A 14,509-nucleotide genomic window follows, 5' to 3' on the forward strand; every position below is an offset into this window, starting at 1 on the left:
AGCTCCGATCCCCGCACCAGAGCCCGAGCATGGACCTCCGCCAACTGCGCTATTTCATCGCCCTCACCGAATACCGCAGTTTCGTCCGCGCCGCCGACGCCATGGGCATCACCCAACCCGCCTTCAGCCGCGCAATCCAGAACCTCGAACATACCTTTGGCTGTGCCCTGGTCGATCGCGCCAGCAAGGCATTGCCCCCCACCCCCGAGGGCCAGGTGGTGTTGCAACATGCCCGTCGCCTGGTCCAGGGCGCCGCGCAACTGAACAACGACGTCCTGCAGATGACCAAGCTCGATGCCGGAGAGCTGCACTTCGGCAGCGGCCCGGCCCTGGCCGTGCGACTGGTGCCCCAGGCCCTGCAACATTTCATCAGCACTCATCCCGGTATCCGCACCGACCTGCTGGTGGACAATGCCGAGCGCCTGGGCCAGGCCCTGCGTCGCGAGCAGATCGAGTTTTTCGTCGATGACGTGCGACCCTTCGAGGCCGATCCCAACTTCCACACCGAGGCACTGTCCCCGCGGCCAGGCCTGTTCTTCTGCCGCCCCGGGCACCCATTGCTGGCCAAGGACAGCCTGTCGACCAACGACCTGTTCGCCTACCCGCTGGCCAGCGCCCTGCTGGCCCCCGGCGTGCGCAAACGCCTGGCCAATCTCAGCGGACGCACCGACTTCACCCCGCACCTGCAGACCGAGCACCTGGCGGTGCTGCGCAGCGTGGTGCTGGCCAGCGACGCCATCGGCACGGCCAGCGAAGAGGCGGTGGTCGAGGACCTGGCCGCCGGCCATCTGGTACGTCTGCACTGGCGCAACCTGCCGCCTGGTCTGGAGGTACTCAGCGTGCGCTGTGGGGTGATCAGTCGCAGTGGCCAGCGCCTGTCACCGGCGGCGCGGGCCATGATCGACACCCTGGTCAGCCTGGATGCTGCCCCATCGCCCGCAGACGTGGCGCATCGACAATCTCCACCTCGCCATAGCCCAGGCGCACCACGCCGGCCTGTTCGAGGCTCCTGAGGATCTGGTTGATGGTCTGGCGCGACAGCGACAGCATCAAGGCCAGCTGTTCCTGGGACACCTGCAACCGCCATTGGGCGACATCGCGCTCACCATAGCCCTCGGCCATCTGCAACAGCCGTTGCGCCACCCGCGGCGCGGCGGCCAGCAGGCTCTGCTGCTCGAGGGCGACGAACACCCAGCGCAACTTGTGGCTCATCAGCAGGGCCAGGTCGCGCCAGTGCTCTGGCTGGCAGGCCAACCATTCCAGCAACGGCGCCTGGGGAATCCACAGCAGGCGTGTCGGCCCCTCGGCATAGGCGTCATGGGTGCGCGGCTGGCCATCGAACAGGCTGATCTCGCCGAACCAATGGGGTGACTCGACCAGCGTCAGCAACGCCTCCTTGCCTGCGCTGCTGACCGCCCCGACCCGCATCGCCCCTTCGAGTACCGCATACAGGCCACACGGCGCATCGCCGCGCTGGAACAGACGCTGCCCTGCTGCCAGCTCACGCGGACGGCCCAGGGCCAGCAGACTATCCTGAACGGTAACGGGCAACTGCCGGAACCATTGGCCATGCAGCAGCTGAGTACGCGGATCGTGCATGGCACCTCGCAAAGCGAACTCTGTCGGCCAGGCGACAGACGACGATGAATGAACAGGGGCAAGCTGTGCTCACCCCTGATGGAGGAACAACAATGAAAAACCTCGTCGAGCACCTGAGTCAATATGCGGCCTACCACCGCGATCCACGCAACATCGCCACCCACTTCATCGGCATTCCGCTGATCGTGCTGGCCGTGGCCGTGCTGCTGTCACGCCCGGGCTGGGACGTGGCGGGCCTCTGGCTGTCGCCGGCACTGCTGCTGGCGATCTGGTCGGTGTGGTTCTACCTGCGCCTGGACCTGCGCTTCGGCCTGGTGATGGGCCTGCTGCTGGGCTTGTGCCTGTGGGCCGGCCAGGCGCTGGCCGTACAGAGTACCGGGCTGTGGTTGAGTGCCGGGCTGGGTGCGTTCGTGGTGGGCTGGATCATCCAGTTCGTCGGACATGCCTACGAAGGGCGCAAGCCGGCATTCGTCGATGACCTCAGCGGGCTGATCGTCGGGCCGCTGTTCGTGGTGGCGGAGCTGGCGTTCATGGCTGGGCTGTGCGGCGAGCTGAAAAAGGCCGTGGAGGCCAATGCCGGGCCTGTCGCCGTTCGCCAGAAGAAAGCAGTCATCTGAAGTAATCGCGGGGCAAGCCGCATCGGCGCACCGCCGCTCCCACGCGCCGATTCCCGAGGCGTGGGAGCGATGAGTTACTGCCTGGACTCCACCCCGAGTTCATCCCACACCGACTCGGCCAGGTGGAACGTGGCATTGGCCGCCGGTATCCCGCAGTAGATCGCGCTCTGCATGATCACTTCCTTGATTTCCTCCCGCGTCACGCCATTGTTGGCGGCCGCGCGCAGGTGCAGCTTGAGTTCGTCGTTGCGGTTCATGCCGATCAGCATGGCGATGGTGATCAGGCTGCGGGTGTGCCGGGGCAGGCCGGGGCGGGTCCAGATATCGCCCCAGGCGTGCCGGGTGATCATCTCCTGGAACTCGCCGTTGAAATCATTGAGCTTTTCCAGGCTGCGGTCCACGTGGGCATCGCCGAGCACCGCGCGACGCACCTGCATGCCGGCTTCGTAACGTTGTTTCTCATCCATGGCAGGTTCCTCAGCGGGCCAGCAGGAAATCGAGCACACGGGCGGTGAAGGCCGCGCCGATCTCGACGTTGGACAGGTGCGCCGCCGGGAACTCGGCATAGGTCGCGTTGACGATGCGGCTGTGCATGAAGCGGCCATGCTCAGGCGTGGTGACCACGTCCGCGGTGCCCGCCACCACCAGCGTCGGCACCTGGATGCGCCCCAGCTGTTCACGGTAATCGGCATCACGTACCGCCGCGCAGTTGGCCGCATAACCTTCTGGGCTGGTGTGCGCGAGCATCTGGCAGATGCGCTGGGCCTCGGCCGGCTGCGCCTGGGCGAAGGCCGGGGTGAACCAACGGGCGATGGAGCCGTCGCGCAGGTCCGCCATGGCCTGCTGCCCCCCCTTGAGCACCGTGTCGATGCGGGAGTTCCAGACCTCGTCGTTGGCGATCTTCGCCGCAGTGTTGCACAGGGTCAGGCTGTGCAGGCGGTGGCCGGCGTTGATGCCCAGCCACTGGCCGATCAGGCCGCCCATGGACAGGCCGACGAAGTGCGCATGCTCGATGTCCAGCGCATCGAGCAGGGCCAGCACGTCGCCCCCCAGCTGTTCGATGCTGTAGGGGCCTTGAGTGACCAGCGAGCCGCCATGGCCACGGGTGTCGTAGCGCAGCACGCGAAAGTGTTCGCTCCAGGCGGGAATCTGCTCGTCCCACATGCCCAGGTCGGTGCCCAGGGAGTTGGACAGCACCAGCACCTGCGCATCGGCTGGACCATCGAGTTGGTAGTTCAGTACGCCATCGGCCAGTTGCAAATGCGCCACAGCGGTCTCCTATCAGGCAGTGAAACGTTGATGTTCGGCCACGGCGCGCGCCACCCAGACGCGGGCCTGGCCCAGGTAATGGGTGGGGTCGAGCAGGCGGTCGAGCTCGTCGCCGGACAACTCGGCGTTGACCTGCGGCTCATCACCGAGCACTGCACGCAGATGGCGCCCTTCGGCCACGGCGCGCTGGCAGCACTGCTCCAGCAGGTGATGGGCACGGTCGCGGCCCAGGCGTTGGGCAAGGACGATACTGACCGCCTCGGCCAGCACCAGGCCCTGGGTGAGGTCGAGGTTGCGGCGCATGCGTTCGACGTCCACCTCCATGCCTTCGGCGATTAGCTGGGCCTGGCGCAGGGCTCCGGAGACCAGGCAGCAGATCTCCGGCAGGGTTTCCCACTCGGCGTGCCACAGGCCGAGGCTGCGCTCGTGCTCCTGGGGCATCGCGCTGAACAAGGTCGAAAGCAGCCCGGGCACGCGGGTAGCGGCGCCGATCAGCACCGCCGCCCCGACCGGATTGCGTTTATGCGGCATGGTCGAGGACCCGCCCTTGCCCGGCGCGGCGGGTTCGAACAACTCGCCCGCCTCGGTCTGCATCAGCAGGCTGACGTCACGACCGAACTTGCCCAGGCTACCAGCGACCAGGCCCAGCACCGAGGCGAACTCCACCAGGCGGTCACGCTGGGTGTGCCATGGCTGTTCAGGCAAGGCCAGCTTCAGTTGCGCGGCCAGGGCCTCGGCCACCGGCAGCGCTTTGCTGCCCAGCGCCGCCAGGCTGCCGGAAGCGCCACCGAACTGCAGCACCAGCAGGCGCGGGCGCAGTTCCTTGAGGCGTTGCCGATGGCGAGTGAGGGCGCCGAGCAAACCGGCCAGCTTCATGCCCAGCGTCACCGGCGTTGCATGCTGCAGCCAGGTCCGCCCCACCAGCGGCGTGTCGGCATGCTGCAATGCCTGATGCGCCAGGGTGTCGGCCAGCTTGCCGAGATCGTTTTCGAGCAACCCCAGGGCCTCGCGCAGTTGCAGCACCAGGCCGCTGTCCATCGCATCCTGGCTGGTGGCGCCCAGGTGCACGTAGCGCTCGGCCTCGGGTACGCCACTGGCGACCACCTTGCCCATGGCCTTGACCAGCGGGATCGCCGAATTGCCGGCCACCGCGATGGCGTCGGCCAGCGCCCGGGCATCGTAGCGCTCGGCCTTGCAGGCCGCCTCGATGGCAGTCACCGCCGTGTGCGGCACCAGCCCGGCGGCCGCTTCGGCGCGGGCCAGGGCCGCCTCGAAGTCGAGCATGCCCTGCAGCCGGCCCCGGTCGGAGAAAACCTCGCGCATGGCCGGGGCGGTGAAGTAGGCGTCGAACAGTTGGTTGCTCATGCAACGTCCTTAGTGATCGTGGTGCAGGTACGCCGCCTGCTTCGGCAGGCGCAGGCTGAACAGGAAAGCCACCGCCATCATGGCAGTCACGTACCAATAGAAGGTGTTCTCCATCCCCAAGGTTTTCAAGCCCAGTGCCACGTATTCGGCCGAGCCGCCGAACACCGCGTTGGCCACGGCGTAGGCAAGCCCCACGCCCAATGCGCGAACCTGTGGCGGGAACATCTCGGCCTTCACCAGGCCGCTGATGGAGGTGTAGAAGCTGACGATGCACAAGGCCAGGGTCACCAGCACGAAGGCCATGAACGGGCTGGTCACGGTCTTCAGCGCCATCAGCAAGGGGACGGTGAATAGCGTCCCCAGTGCGCCGAACAGCAGCATCGAATTACGCCGACCGATGCGGTCGGAGAGCATGCCGAACAGCGGCTGCAGGATCATGAACAGGAACAGCGCGCCGGTCATGACGAAACTGGCGCTCTTGGCATTCATGCCGGCGGTGTTGACCAGGTACTTCTGCATGTAGGTGGTGAAGGTATAGAAGATCAGCGAACCACCGGCGGTATAGCCCAGCACCGTGATGAACGCGGCAGCGTGATTGCGGAACAGCCCGCTGATGCTGCCGGCATCCTTGTCCTGGCGGGTCTCGGCGCTGCTGGTCTCCTTCAGCGAACGGCGCAGCATCAGCGAGATCAACGCGGCAATGGCACCGACCACGAACGGGATGCGCCAGCCATAGGCGCGCAGTTCGTCCTCGGTGAGCAGTTGCTGCAGGATCACCACCACCAGCACCGCCAGCAACTGGCCGCCAATCAGGGTGACGTACTGGAACGAGGCAAAGAAACCGCGTTGCCCACGCAGCGCCACTTCGCTCATGTAGGTGGCGGTAGTGCCGTACTCGCCGCCCACCGACAGCCCCTGGATCAACCGCGCCAGCAACAGCAGCGCTGGCGCCCAGGTGCCGATGCTGGCGTAGGTGGGCAGGCAGGCGATGATCAGCGAGCCGCCGCACATCATCAGCACCGAAATCATCAGCGAGTTCTTGCGCCCGTGACGGTCGGCCAGGCGGCCGAAGATCCAGCCGCCGATAGGGCGCATCAGGAAGCCCGCGGCGAACACGCCGGCGGTGTTGAGCAACTGCACCGTGGGGTCATCGGAGGGGAAGAAGGCCGGGGCGAAGTAGATGGCGCAGAAGGCGTAGACATAGAAGTCGAACCATTCCACCAGGTTGCCCGACGAGGCGCCGACGATGGCGAAGATACGCTTGCTGCGTTCTTCGCCGGTGTAATAGGTTGAGGTCATGGTGCGTTTGCTCCTGGAGGGTCACAGGTAATTCTAGACAGACCTGGTTACACACTCGTTCCGCCTTGCCCGTGCGTCATGGCTACCGGCCTCATCGCGGGAGCGATGGGTTCCAAAGGATCAGATCCTTTCAATAGCCAACGCCAACCCCTGCCCAACGCCCACACACATGGTCGCCAACCCCTTGCGCCCGCCGCTCTTCTCCAGCTGATGCAACGCCGTCAGCACCAGACGTGTCCCGCTCATGCCCAGCGGATGCCCCAGGGCGATGGCGCCACCGTTGGGGTTCACCTGCGGTGCGTCGTCTGCCACACCCAGCTCGCGCAACACCGCCAGGCCCTGGCTGGCAAAGGCTTCATTGAGCTCGATAACATCGAAGTCGGCCACGGCAATGCCAAGACGCTCGGTCAACTTGCGCACCGCGGGCACCGGGCCGATGCCCATCACCCGTGGCGCCACACCAGCGCTGGCCATGCCCAGCACCCGGGCACGTGGGGTAAGACCGTGCGTCTTCACCGCCTCGGCCGACGCCAGAATCAGCGCGGCGGCACCGTCGTTGACACCCGAGGCGTTGCCAGCGGTGACGGTCTTGTCCGGGCCGTTGACTGGTTTGAGCTTGGCCAGTGCCTCCAGCGTGGTCTGCGGGCGCAGATGTTCGTCGTGCTCGACCACCGTCTCACCCTTGCGGTGCTTGATACGCACCGGCACGATTTCCTCGGCGAAAAAGCCGGCGGCCTGCGCGGCGACTGCCTTCTGCTGGCTGCGCAGGGCGAAGGCATCCTGGTCGGCACGCGACACCTGGTAATCATCGGCGACGTTGTCGGCGGTCTCCGGCATCGAGTCCACACCGAACTGGGCATTCATCAACGGATTGACGAAGCGCCAGCCGATGGTGGTGTCCTCGAGCTTCATGTTGCGCGAGTAGCCGCTCTCGGCCTTGCCCATCACGAACGGTGCGCGGGACATCGACTCGACGCCACCGGCAATCGCCAGCTCCATCTCGCCGCTGGCGATGGCACGGAAGGCGCTGCCGACGGCGTCCATGCCCGAGGCGCACAGGCGGTTGAGGGTCACGCCTGGGACGCTGTGTGGCAAGCCGGCCAGCAACAGCGCCATGCGCGCCACATTACGGTTGTCCTCGCCAGCCTGGTTGGCACAGCCGAAGAACACTTCGTCGAGCCGATCCCATTGCACACCCGGGTTACGCTCGATCAATGCCTTGAGCGGCACTGCCGCCAGGTCGTCGGCGCGCACGCCGGCCAGGGCCCCGCCGAAACGGCCGATAGGGGTACGAACAGCGTCGCAGATGAAGACGTCACGCATCAGGCTTCTCCTGCCGTCTGGCCATGGGCGGCGGCGGTACGCGCTTCAAGATCGCGCAAAGCGGACAGCTCTACCTCGCTGGGTGCCGCGGTTTGCTGCACGTCCTCGGCAAAGCGGATCGCCCAGCCAGTGGCTTTGATGATCTGCTCGCGGGTCACGCCTGGGTGGATCGAGGTGACCACGAACTCGTGGGTACCCGCCTCCGGCTCCATGATGCACAGGTCGGTAATGATGCCGACCGGCCCCTCACCCGGCAGGCCCAGGCGCTGGCGCGAATCGCCGCCTTCGCCATGGCCGACCGAGGTGATGAAGTCGAGCTTGTCGACGAAGGCCCGCGGCGACTGCTTGAGGATGATCAGCACCTGCTTGGCGGAACCGGCGATCTCCGGCGCGCCGCCTGCACCCGGCAGACGGGTTTTCGGTGCGTGGTAGTCACCGACCACGGTGGTGTTGATGTTGCCGAAGCGGTCAACCTGGGCGGCGCCGAGAAAGCCGACGTCGATGCGCCCGCCTTGCAGCCAGTAGCGGAATATCTCGCCGGTCGGCACCACGGTGTCGGCGGTCTCGGCCAGCTCGCCGTCCCCGATGGACAGCGGCAGCACGCTGGGTTTGGCACCGATCGGGCCGGACTCGTAGATCAGCACCACGTCAGGCGACGAGGTCAGGCGCGCAAGGTTGGCGGCCTTGGACGGCAGGCCGATACCAACGAAGCAGACAGCGCCGTTGCGCAGGCGACGGGCGGCGGCGACGGTCATCATTTCGGAAGTGGAGTAGCTCATTGCGCGGCCTCCGCGGTGCTGGCCAGCCTGGCCTGGAATTCGGTGAAATCGGCGGTGCCACGGATATAGGTGTCGATCCAGGCAGTGAACGACTCACGGTTACGGGCAATCGGGTCCCAGGCCTGGTAGAAGCGGTTGTCGCGCTCGTAGTAGCCGTGGGCGTAGGACGGGTGGGCGCCGCCGGGCACCAGGCACACCGCGCTGAGGGCCCAGGTCGGCAGCACACAGGCATTCATCGGTGCCTGCAGGTCATCGACGATCTCCTCGACGGTGACAATGCAGCGCTTGGCTGCCAGCGCCGCTTCCTTCTGCACGCCGAGGATCCCCCACAGCAGCACGTTGCCCTTGCGGTCGGCCTTCTGCGCATGGGTCACGGTGACGTCCGGACGCACCGACGGCACGGCGGCGAGCACTTCGCCGGTGAACGGGCAAGTGACGGACTTGATCAGCGGATTGACCTTCGGCAGGTCGGAGCCGGCGTAGGCGCGCAGCACCGCGAACGGCAGGCCGGAGGCGCCGGCGACATAGGCGTTGGCCAGGTCGGCGTGGCTGTGCTCCTCGATCTCGATGGCGTGGGGCCACTGTTTCTCCACCGCGTCGCGCAGGCGGTGCAGCGAACCGACGCCGGGGTTGCCGCCCCAGGAGAAGATCAATTTGCGCGCGCAGCCGGCGCCGATCAGTTGGTCGTAGATCAGGTCCGGGGTCATGCGCACCAGGGTCAGGTCGCGCTTGCCCTGGCGGATGATCTCGTGGCCGGCGGCGGTCGGGATCAGGTGGGTGAAACCTTCGAGGGCGACGCTGTCGCCATCCTGGATGAACTGCTTCACGGCCTCGTGAAGCGAGAGGATTGCTGCCATTGGAGACTCCTGGTCAGGTCGAGTCGGGTCAGTGAGCAGCGGGCCGATGCATCGCTGCGATGGGCCCAGATTAAGGAGACTGAGGGGGGTATCTCAATCCGATAATCGCACTTTTGTGCGATTATCGAACCATTTGTTACCCTGCTATTTATACGCTCCTGCAAGAGCGAGCCACCCAGACCTCAGGTCGCATCCGCGTGGCTGACCAACCCCTTCACCACGACAGCCACCGCGGCCAATGCCGCTGGCACCAGCAGTGCCGTCAGCACCTGCTCGAAATTCCACCCCAAACCCAGCAGCGTAGCCCCGCTCCAGGCGCCGAGAATCGCGCCGAAGCGACCGATCCCGAGCATCCAGGAAACGCCTGTGGCACGGCCTTGGGTCGGATAGAAGCGCGCCGCCAGCGAGGGCATGGCCGATTGCGCGCCGTTCACGCACATGCCGGCAACCAGCACCAGGGTCGCCAGCAAGGTGATGTTGCCCAGGCTCTGTCCAACGGCGTAGGCGAACACACCTGCCAGCAAGTAGAAGATGCCGATCACCTTGTGCGGGTTGAAGCGGTCCATGGCCCAACCCACTGCCACCGCGCTCAGCACCCCGCCAAACTGGAACAATGCGCCGATGAAGGCGGCCTGCTCCATGCTTGCGCCGCTGTCGCGCATCAGTGTCGGCAGCCAGCTGGTCAGCAGGTAGACGATCACCAGGCCCATGAAATAGGTCAGCCACAGCAAGACGGTGCCCAGGCCATAGGTACCCGAGAAAATCACCGCAAACACGTTGCGCGCCGCCACCGCCTTCTGTTCCGGCACGCTGAAGCTCGATGCCTGGGCCACCTGTTCAGGATTGATCGGCGCCAGGGTCTTGCGCACCTTGTCGGCGCCGCGATTGCGCACCACCAGAAAGCGCGCCGACTCCGGCAACCAGGCCAACAGCACCACTGCCAGCAGCAGCGGCAGCACGCCACCGATCACCAGCAGGCTGTGCCAGCCGTAGGCCGGGATCAGCTTGGCCGAGATGAAGCCACCGCCGGCCATGCCCAGGTTGAAACCACAGAACATGCTGGTCACCAGCAACGACTTGAGGCGCTCCGGGGTGTATTCCGATAACAAGGTGGTGGCGTTGGGCATGCCAGCCCCCAGGCCCAGACCGGTCAGAAAGCGCAACACCAGCAATTGGTCGACGTTGCTCGCGTAGGCCGAGGCCAGGCTGAAGCCACCGAACACCAGTACCGCGCCCACCAGCACGCCCTTGCGTCCGAAGCGGTCGGCCAGCGGGCCGGAACCGAGGGCGCCGAACACCATGCCGATCAGCGCGGCGCTCATCACTGGGCCGAGACTGGCCCGGTCGATGCCCCACTCCTGGGACAGCGCCGGGGCGATGAAGCCCATGGCGGCGGTGTCCAGGCCATCGAGAAAGACGATCAGGAAGCACAGGATCACCACCCGCCACTGATAACGGGACAGCGGCTGGGCATTGATGAAGGACTGGACGTCGAGGCAGTTGCCGACAGCGGATTGCGGGTTGTTCATTATTGTTATCCGGGAGTTGGGCGCAGGCAGGCTACCGCGCAGGGCGGATGCACTGAAACAGGAAACAGCGGATATGACGGCCGAGGCTCAGCCGGAGTGCAGCAGCACCGTGCGCGGATGCGACCGCGACAGCAAAGGGACAGTGGTCATGGGGATGCCCTCAGGCCTGTTGTTATTATCCGGTCGGCGCAGCCGATACGTGCGACAGACATTAATCAGCAGGCGTGGGCGGCGCAATTCGTCGAGAGCGACACTGTGCGTTTATCGAACAGGAAACGGCGAGGCATGTTCAACGCTCCTACGAATGAGCGACTGTCGTTGGCCTCATCGCTGGCAAGCCAGCATCCACAGGGATGACGCTTGGCTTGAGATCAGTGCCGGCGATGGGGCGCAACGCGCCCCCGCCGGGCCTCAGCCAAACAGCTGATGGCACAGGTCCCTGCTGGCCGCCAGCAGGATCGGCAGGAACCGTTGCTCCAGTTCCCCACGGCTGACGCGGCCGACATGGGTGCTGACATTCAGTGCCGCCAGCACCTGGCCGGAGGCGTCATAGATTGGTACCGCAATCGATCGCAAGCCTTGCTCCAGCTCCTGGTCGACCACGCACCAGCCCTGCTCACGCACCTGCTGGATACAGGCGAACAACGAGGCCGGGTCGTGCAGGGTACGGCTGGTACGGGCCTTGAGGTCGGCGCGCTCCAGGTATTCGTGCAGGCTGGCATCGTCCAGCGCTGCCAGGAGGATGCGGCCCATCGAGGTGCAATAGGCCGGCAACCGCCCGCCGACCGAAAGGTCCACCGAGATCAGCCGTTCGACCGTGGCGGAGCGCGCTATATAAAGGATGTCATCGCCTTCCAATGTGGCCATGTTGGCCGCTTCATGGAGCTGGTCGCTGATGCGATCCAGGTAAGGCTGGGCCGACACCGCCAATGGCGTGGATGACAGGTAGGCATGACCAAGGGTCAACACTTTGGGCAACAGCGAATAGGTACGCCCGTCAGTGGTCGCGTAACCCAGCTTCATCAGGGTATGCAGGCAGCGCCGCACCGCGGCCCGCGGGATCTCAGTTCGATGGCTGATCTGGGCGATGGTCAGGTGGCGTTTGCGCTCCTGGAAGGCCTGGATCACTGCCAGGCCACGGGCCAGGGAGGTCATGAAGTCGGGGTCGCCGGTGAACGCCTGGATACGCTTGGCCGCCGATGCCACGATCGGCGGGGCCAGGGTGGGGCTGCTACTGCGTGCGGGCTCGTTGGCTGACTGGCCGCTGGTTTCTTCGCTCATGGACATGCCTCAAAAAAATCGCTACCTCGTGCGATTATCGAACGAACGGCCGATAATCGCAATTGACCGCTGACACTTTTGCTTATACCTTTCCCCTGCCACATGTGGCTTCTTTGGAGAGACTGGTCAGGTACCCACCGTAGAAGTCCCAGGCAACGGCCTCGCTCCTCAGCGAGGCCGTTTTCATTTATGACAGTGGCCGGCGAACTTTGCTGGCACATCGGCTTGAACCTTTTGAATGCCTGCACGACAAAGGGTTTATAGGCTGCACAACAAACTTCAGGTCTATTGTCAGTTGCAGGTAAAGAACGATAGCCTTCAACCGGGCGATTGCTATAATTGCCGGTGTTGATTGCAAGCACCGTTTAACGGATCCAATCGACGCACTTTCGTTGCCTTGCGACTGCCAGCCCCTGTCTTTGCTGTGGCTTGCCGTGCGCTGCACCGCAGCTTGCCAACTCACACATTGCCATTTCGCTGCAATGAATTGTTCGGCTTGCCGACATATCCGCATTCTGCGTGTGTACTTAAAGGCTGACGCCCAACTTCAACCTATTCAGGTATTACTGTGACGAAAGAAGAACTGCGCGCGGAACTCGAGCGCCAGGCTGAACGTTACAAGGATGTTTACGGTGGTGAAGTCACCACCTATGCCGCGCAACCCGATCCGGAACGCAAGCCCTGGCGTAAACGTGCCAGCGTTCTCGACCAGGCGTTCGCCCAGGAAATCGAGAAGATCGAAAAGGAACTGCGCAGCGACGACAACTGAAGCCGATCGATGCCAATGCGCCATCACCCAGGAAGGGTCTGAGGCCAGGCGGATGAGCAAAAATCTGTGATATGAAATGGAATCACACAAATTTCATACAGTCGTTTTAATTGCGCAAGTCCAGTAAAAATCACCTCAAATAGCTGATTTTTCTGAATTTTATCGATTTTTAACGGCATTTCTTTGCGATTACCCGGCACCTGACTGCTTGTGCCACGTCGGCATTTGCCTGCCATCGGTCAGCCGCAGGTGCATCGATTGCCATCGTTTTCTGGCATAATCCGCCCCCCCTAAGACCGCCAGACAACCTTCATGATCGATTTATTCAGCGGACTGGATGCCTGGGTTATCGTGAGCCTGACGCTCGCTCTGACCTTCGTGCTCGCCTTCGAGTTCATCAATGGCTTTCATGACACCGCCAACGCGGTAGCCACCGTCATCTATACCAAGGCCATGCCACCGCACCTCGCCGTGTTCTTCTCTGGCGTGTTCAACTTCCTCGGCGTTCTGCTCGGTGGTGTCGGGGTGGCCTATGCCATCGTCCACCTGCTGCCGGTCGAACTGCTGATCAATGTGAACACCGGCCACGGCCTGGCCATGGTCTTCTCGTTGCTGGCCGCCGCCATCACCTGGAACCTGGGCACCTGGTACTTCGGCATTCCGGCATCCAGCTCGCACACCCTGATCGGCTCGATCCTCGGCGTCGGCCTGGCCAACGCCCTGCTCAGCGACATTCCACTGGGTGACGGCGTCAACTGGCAGAAGGCCATTGATATCGCCATGTCCCTGGTGCTCTCGCCAATGGCCGGCTTCGCTGTCGCCGCCCTGGTGCTGATCGGCCTGAAATGGTGGCGTCCGCTGTCGAAGATGCACAAGACCCCTGACCAGCGCCGCAAGCTTGACGACAAGAAGCACCCGCCGTTCTGGAACCGCCTGGTGCTGGTGATCTCGGCCATGGGCGTGAGCTTCGTGCACGGCTCCAACGATGGCCAGAAAGGCATCGGCCTGATCATGCTGGTACTGATCGGTATCGTCCCGGCCAAGTTCGTCCTCGACCTGAACAGCACCACCTACCAGATCGAGCGCACCCGTGACGCCACCTTGCACCTGAGCCAGTTCTACCAGCGCAACGCCGCCACCCTTGGCGAGTTCCTCGCGCTGGGCAAGGCGCAGGCAAGCGACCTGCCGGAGCAGTTCAGCTGCAATCCACAGCAGACCGAGCCGACCATCGCCGCGCTGCAATCGTCGCTCGCCGGTGTGACCGACTATCGCGCCCTGAGCGCCGAGAAGCGCGTCGAAGTGCGCCGCTACCTGCTGTGCCTGGACGACACGGCGAAGAAGGTCGGCAAGCTGCCAGGCCTGGAGCCTCGTGAAAAGGCTGACCTGGATAAACTGCGCAAGGACCTGACCGCCACCACCGAATACGCCCCGTTCTGGGTGATCGTCGCCGTCGCCCTGGCCCTGGGCCTGGGCACCATGGTCGGCTGGAAGCGCGTGGTACTTACCGTCGGCGAGAAGATCGGCAAGCAGGGCATGACCTATGCCCAGGGCATGTCGGCCCAGATCACCGCGGCCTGCGCCATCGGCATGGCCAACGTGTTCAGCCTGCCGGTGTCCACCACCCACGTACTGTCGTCCGGCGTGGCCGGTACCATGGTTGCCAACAAGAGCGGCCTGCAAGGCGGCACCGTGAAAACCATCCTGCTGGCCTGGGTGCTCACCCTGCCGGCGTCGATGGGCCTGGCGGCCGGCTTGTTCTGGCTGGCCACCAAGGCCATTAGCTGAGTGCTGATGCCGTACTGAAAAAGGCGCCCCTTGCAGG

The 14,509-nt window shown here is 64.5% G+C and carries 14 protein-coding genes; 4 read left to right on the forward strand and 10 right to left on the reverse strand.

Going from position 1 to position 14,509, the window contains the following annotated elements; all coding sequences use genetic code 11:
* Positions 1–29 precede the first annotated feature (29 nt).
* Positions 30–1,013 (forward strand): LysR family transcriptional regulator, encoded by a 984-nt coding sequence (locus AAHK21_RS08235; protein WP_367856967.1) that lies wholly within the window; start codon positions 30–32, stop codon positions 1,011–1,013.
* On the opposite strand, the gene AAHK21_RS08240 is transcribed toward AAHK21_RS08235, so the two are convergent.
* On the reverse strand, positions 913–1,599 hold the full coding sequence (locus AAHK21_RS08240; RefSeq protein ID WP_134691483.1) for a Crp/Fnr family transcriptional regulator: 687 nt from the start codon (positions 1,597–1,599) through the stop codon (positions 913–915). The genes AAHK21_RS08235 and AAHK21_RS08240 overlap by 101 nt on opposite strands.
* Positions 1,600–1,691: 92 nt before the next feature.
* Between AAHK21_RS08240 and AAHK21_RS08245 the strand changes: the two genes are divergently transcribed.
* The gene (locus tag AAHK21_RS08245) at positions 1,692–2,216 is read left to right on the forward strand and encodes a DUF962 domain-containing protein (protein WP_367856968.1); all 525 of its coding nucleotides are present in this window, start codon (positions 1,692–1,694) and stop codon (positions 2,214–2,216) included.
* 74 nt (positions 2,217–2,290) lie between these two features.
* On the opposite strand, the gene pcaC is transcribed toward AAHK21_RS08245, so the two are convergent.
* The 9 genes from pcaC to pcaR all read right to left on the reverse strand — a co-directional run bounded on the left by pcaC (position 2,291) and on the right by pcaR (position 11,918).
* Positions 2,291–2,683 carry a 4-carboxymuconolactone decarboxylase gene (pcaC, locus tag AAHK21_RS08250; RefSeq protein WP_046856920.1) on the reverse strand — a complete coding sequence of 131 codons (393 nt, stop codon included), beginning with the start codon at positions 2,681–2,683 and terminating at the stop codon, positions 2,291–2,293.
* Positions 2,684–2,693: 10 nt separating this feature from the next.
* Positions 2,694–3,485, reverse strand: coding sequence for a 3-oxoadipate enol-lactonase (gene pcaD, locus AAHK21_RS08255; protein ID WP_313047651.1), 792 nt, complete (start codon positions 3,483–3,485; stop codon positions 2,694–2,696).
* A gap of 12 nt (positions 3,486–3,497) precedes the next feature.
* Positions 3,498–4,850 (reverse strand): 3-carboxy-cis,cis-muconate cycloisomerase, encoded by a 1,353-nt coding sequence (locus AAHK21_RS08260; protein WP_367856970.1) that lies wholly within the window; start codon positions 4,848–4,850, stop codon positions 3,498–3,500.
* 9 nt (positions 4,851–4,859) lie between these two features.
* Positions 4,860–6,149 (reverse strand): MFS family transporter, encoded by a 1,290-nt coding sequence (locus AAHK21_RS08265; protein ID WP_023632037.1) that lies wholly within the window; start codon positions 6,147–6,149, stop codon positions 4,860–4,862.
* 120 nt (positions 6,150–6,269) lie between these two features.
* Positions 6,270–7,475 carry a 3-oxoadipyl-CoA thiolase gene (gene pcaF / locus AAHK21_RS08270; protein WP_367858970.1) on the reverse strand — a complete coding sequence of 402 codons (1,206 nt, stop codon included), beginning with the start codon at positions 7,473–7,475 and terminating at the stop codon, positions 6,270–6,272.
* Positions 7,472–8,251: a CoA-transferase subunit beta gene (locus AAHK21_RS08275; protein ID WP_367856971.1), complete on the reverse strand. Its 780-nt coding sequence runs from the start codon at positions 8,249–8,251 to the stop codon at positions 7,472–7,474. The genes pcaF and AAHK21_RS08275 overlap by 4 nt, the downstream gene beginning before the upstream one ends.
* Positions 8,248–9,108, reverse strand: coding sequence for a CoA transferase subunit A (locus tag AAHK21_RS08280; RefSeq protein ID WP_367856972.1), 861 nt, complete (start codon positions 9,106–9,108; stop codon positions 8,248–8,250). The genes AAHK21_RS08275 and AAHK21_RS08280 overlap by 4 nt, the downstream gene beginning before the upstream one ends.
* A 182-nt stretch (positions 9,109–9,290) precedes the next feature.
* Entirely contained in the window at positions 9,291–10,637 is a 1,347-nt protein-coding gene (locus AAHK21_RS08285; RefSeq protein ID WP_367856973.1) for an MFS transporter, read from the reverse strand.
* 411 nt (positions 10,638–11,048) lie between these two features.
* The gene (gene pcaR, locus AAHK21_RS08290; protein ID WP_367856974.1) at positions 11,049–11,918 is read right to left on the reverse strand and encodes a pca regulon transcriptional regulator PcaR; all 870 of its coding nucleotides are present in this window, start codon (positions 11,916–11,918) and stop codon (positions 11,049–11,051) included.
* A gap of 568 nt (positions 11,919–12,486) precedes the next feature.
* Here pcaR and AAHK21_RS08295 point away from each other — a divergent pair.
* Positions 12,487–12,687 carry a hypothetical protein gene (locus tag AAHK21_RS08295; RefSeq protein ID WP_023629966.1) on the forward strand — a complete coding sequence of 67 codons (201 nt, stop codon included), beginning with the start codon at positions 12,487–12,489 and terminating at the stop codon, positions 12,685–12,687.
* Between the two features lie 312 nt (positions 12,688–12,999).
* Positions 13,000–14,472: an inorganic phosphate transporter gene (locus AAHK21_RS08300; protein ID WP_023629967.1), complete on the forward strand. Its 1,473-nt coding sequence runs from the start codon at positions 13,000–13,002 to the stop codon at positions 14,470–14,472.
* Positions 14,473–14,509: the final 37 nt, after the last annotated feature.

The organism is Pseudomonas sp. TE50-2, from assembly GCF_040813665.1.
GTDB lineage: Bacteria > Pseudomonadota > Gammaproteobacteria > Pseudomonadales > Pseudomonadaceae > Aquipseudomonas > Aquipseudomonas soli.

Excerpts from the sequence above, each read along its gene's own strand:
- pcaC (WP_046856920.1), bottom strand. The coding sequence starts at position 2,683 with ATGGATGAGAAACAACGTTACGAAGCCGGCATGCAGGTGCGTCGCGCG.
- pcaR (WP_367856974.1), bottom strand. The coding sequence starts at position 11,918 with ATGAGCGAAGAAACCAGCGGCCAGTCAGCCAACGAGCCCGCACGCAGT.
- AAHK21_RS08280 (WP_367856972.1), bottom strand. The coding sequence starts at position 9,108 with ATGGCAGCAATCCTCTCGCTTCACGAGGCCGTGAAGCAGTTCATCCAG.
- AAHK21_RS08265 (WP_023632037.1), bottom strand. The coding sequence starts at position 6,149 with ATGACCTCAACCTATTACACCGGCGAAGAACGCAGCAAGCGTATCTTC.
- AAHK21_RS08260 (WP_367856970.1), bottom strand. The coding sequence starts at position 4,850 with ATGAGCAACCAACTGTTCGACGCCTACTTCACCGCCCCGGCCATGCGC.
- AAHK21_RS08240 (WP_134691483.1), bottom strand. The coding sequence starts at position 1,599 with ATGCACGATCCGCGTACTCAGCTGCTGCATGGCCAATGGTTCCGGCAG.
- AAHK21_RS08245 (WP_367856968.1), top strand. The coding sequence starts at position 1,692 with ATGAAAAACCTCGTCGAGCACCTGAGTCAATATGCGGCCTACCACCGC.
- AAHK21_RS08235 (WP_367856967.1), top strand. The coding sequence starts at position 30 with ATGGACCTCCGCCAACTGCGCTATTTCATCGCCCTCACCGAATACCGC.
- AAHK21_RS08275 (WP_367856971.1), bottom strand. The coding sequence starts at position 8,251 with ATGAGCTACTCCACTTCCGAAATGATGACCGTCGCCGCCGCCCGTCGC.
- AAHK21_RS08285 (WP_367856973.1), bottom strand. The coding sequence starts at position 10,637 with ATGAACAACCCGCAATCCGCTGTCGGCAACTGCCTCGACGTCCAGTCC.
- AAHK21_RS08300 (WP_023629967.1), top strand. The coding sequence starts at position 13,000 with ATGATCGATTTATTCAGCGGACTGGATGCCTGGGTTATCGTGAGCCTG.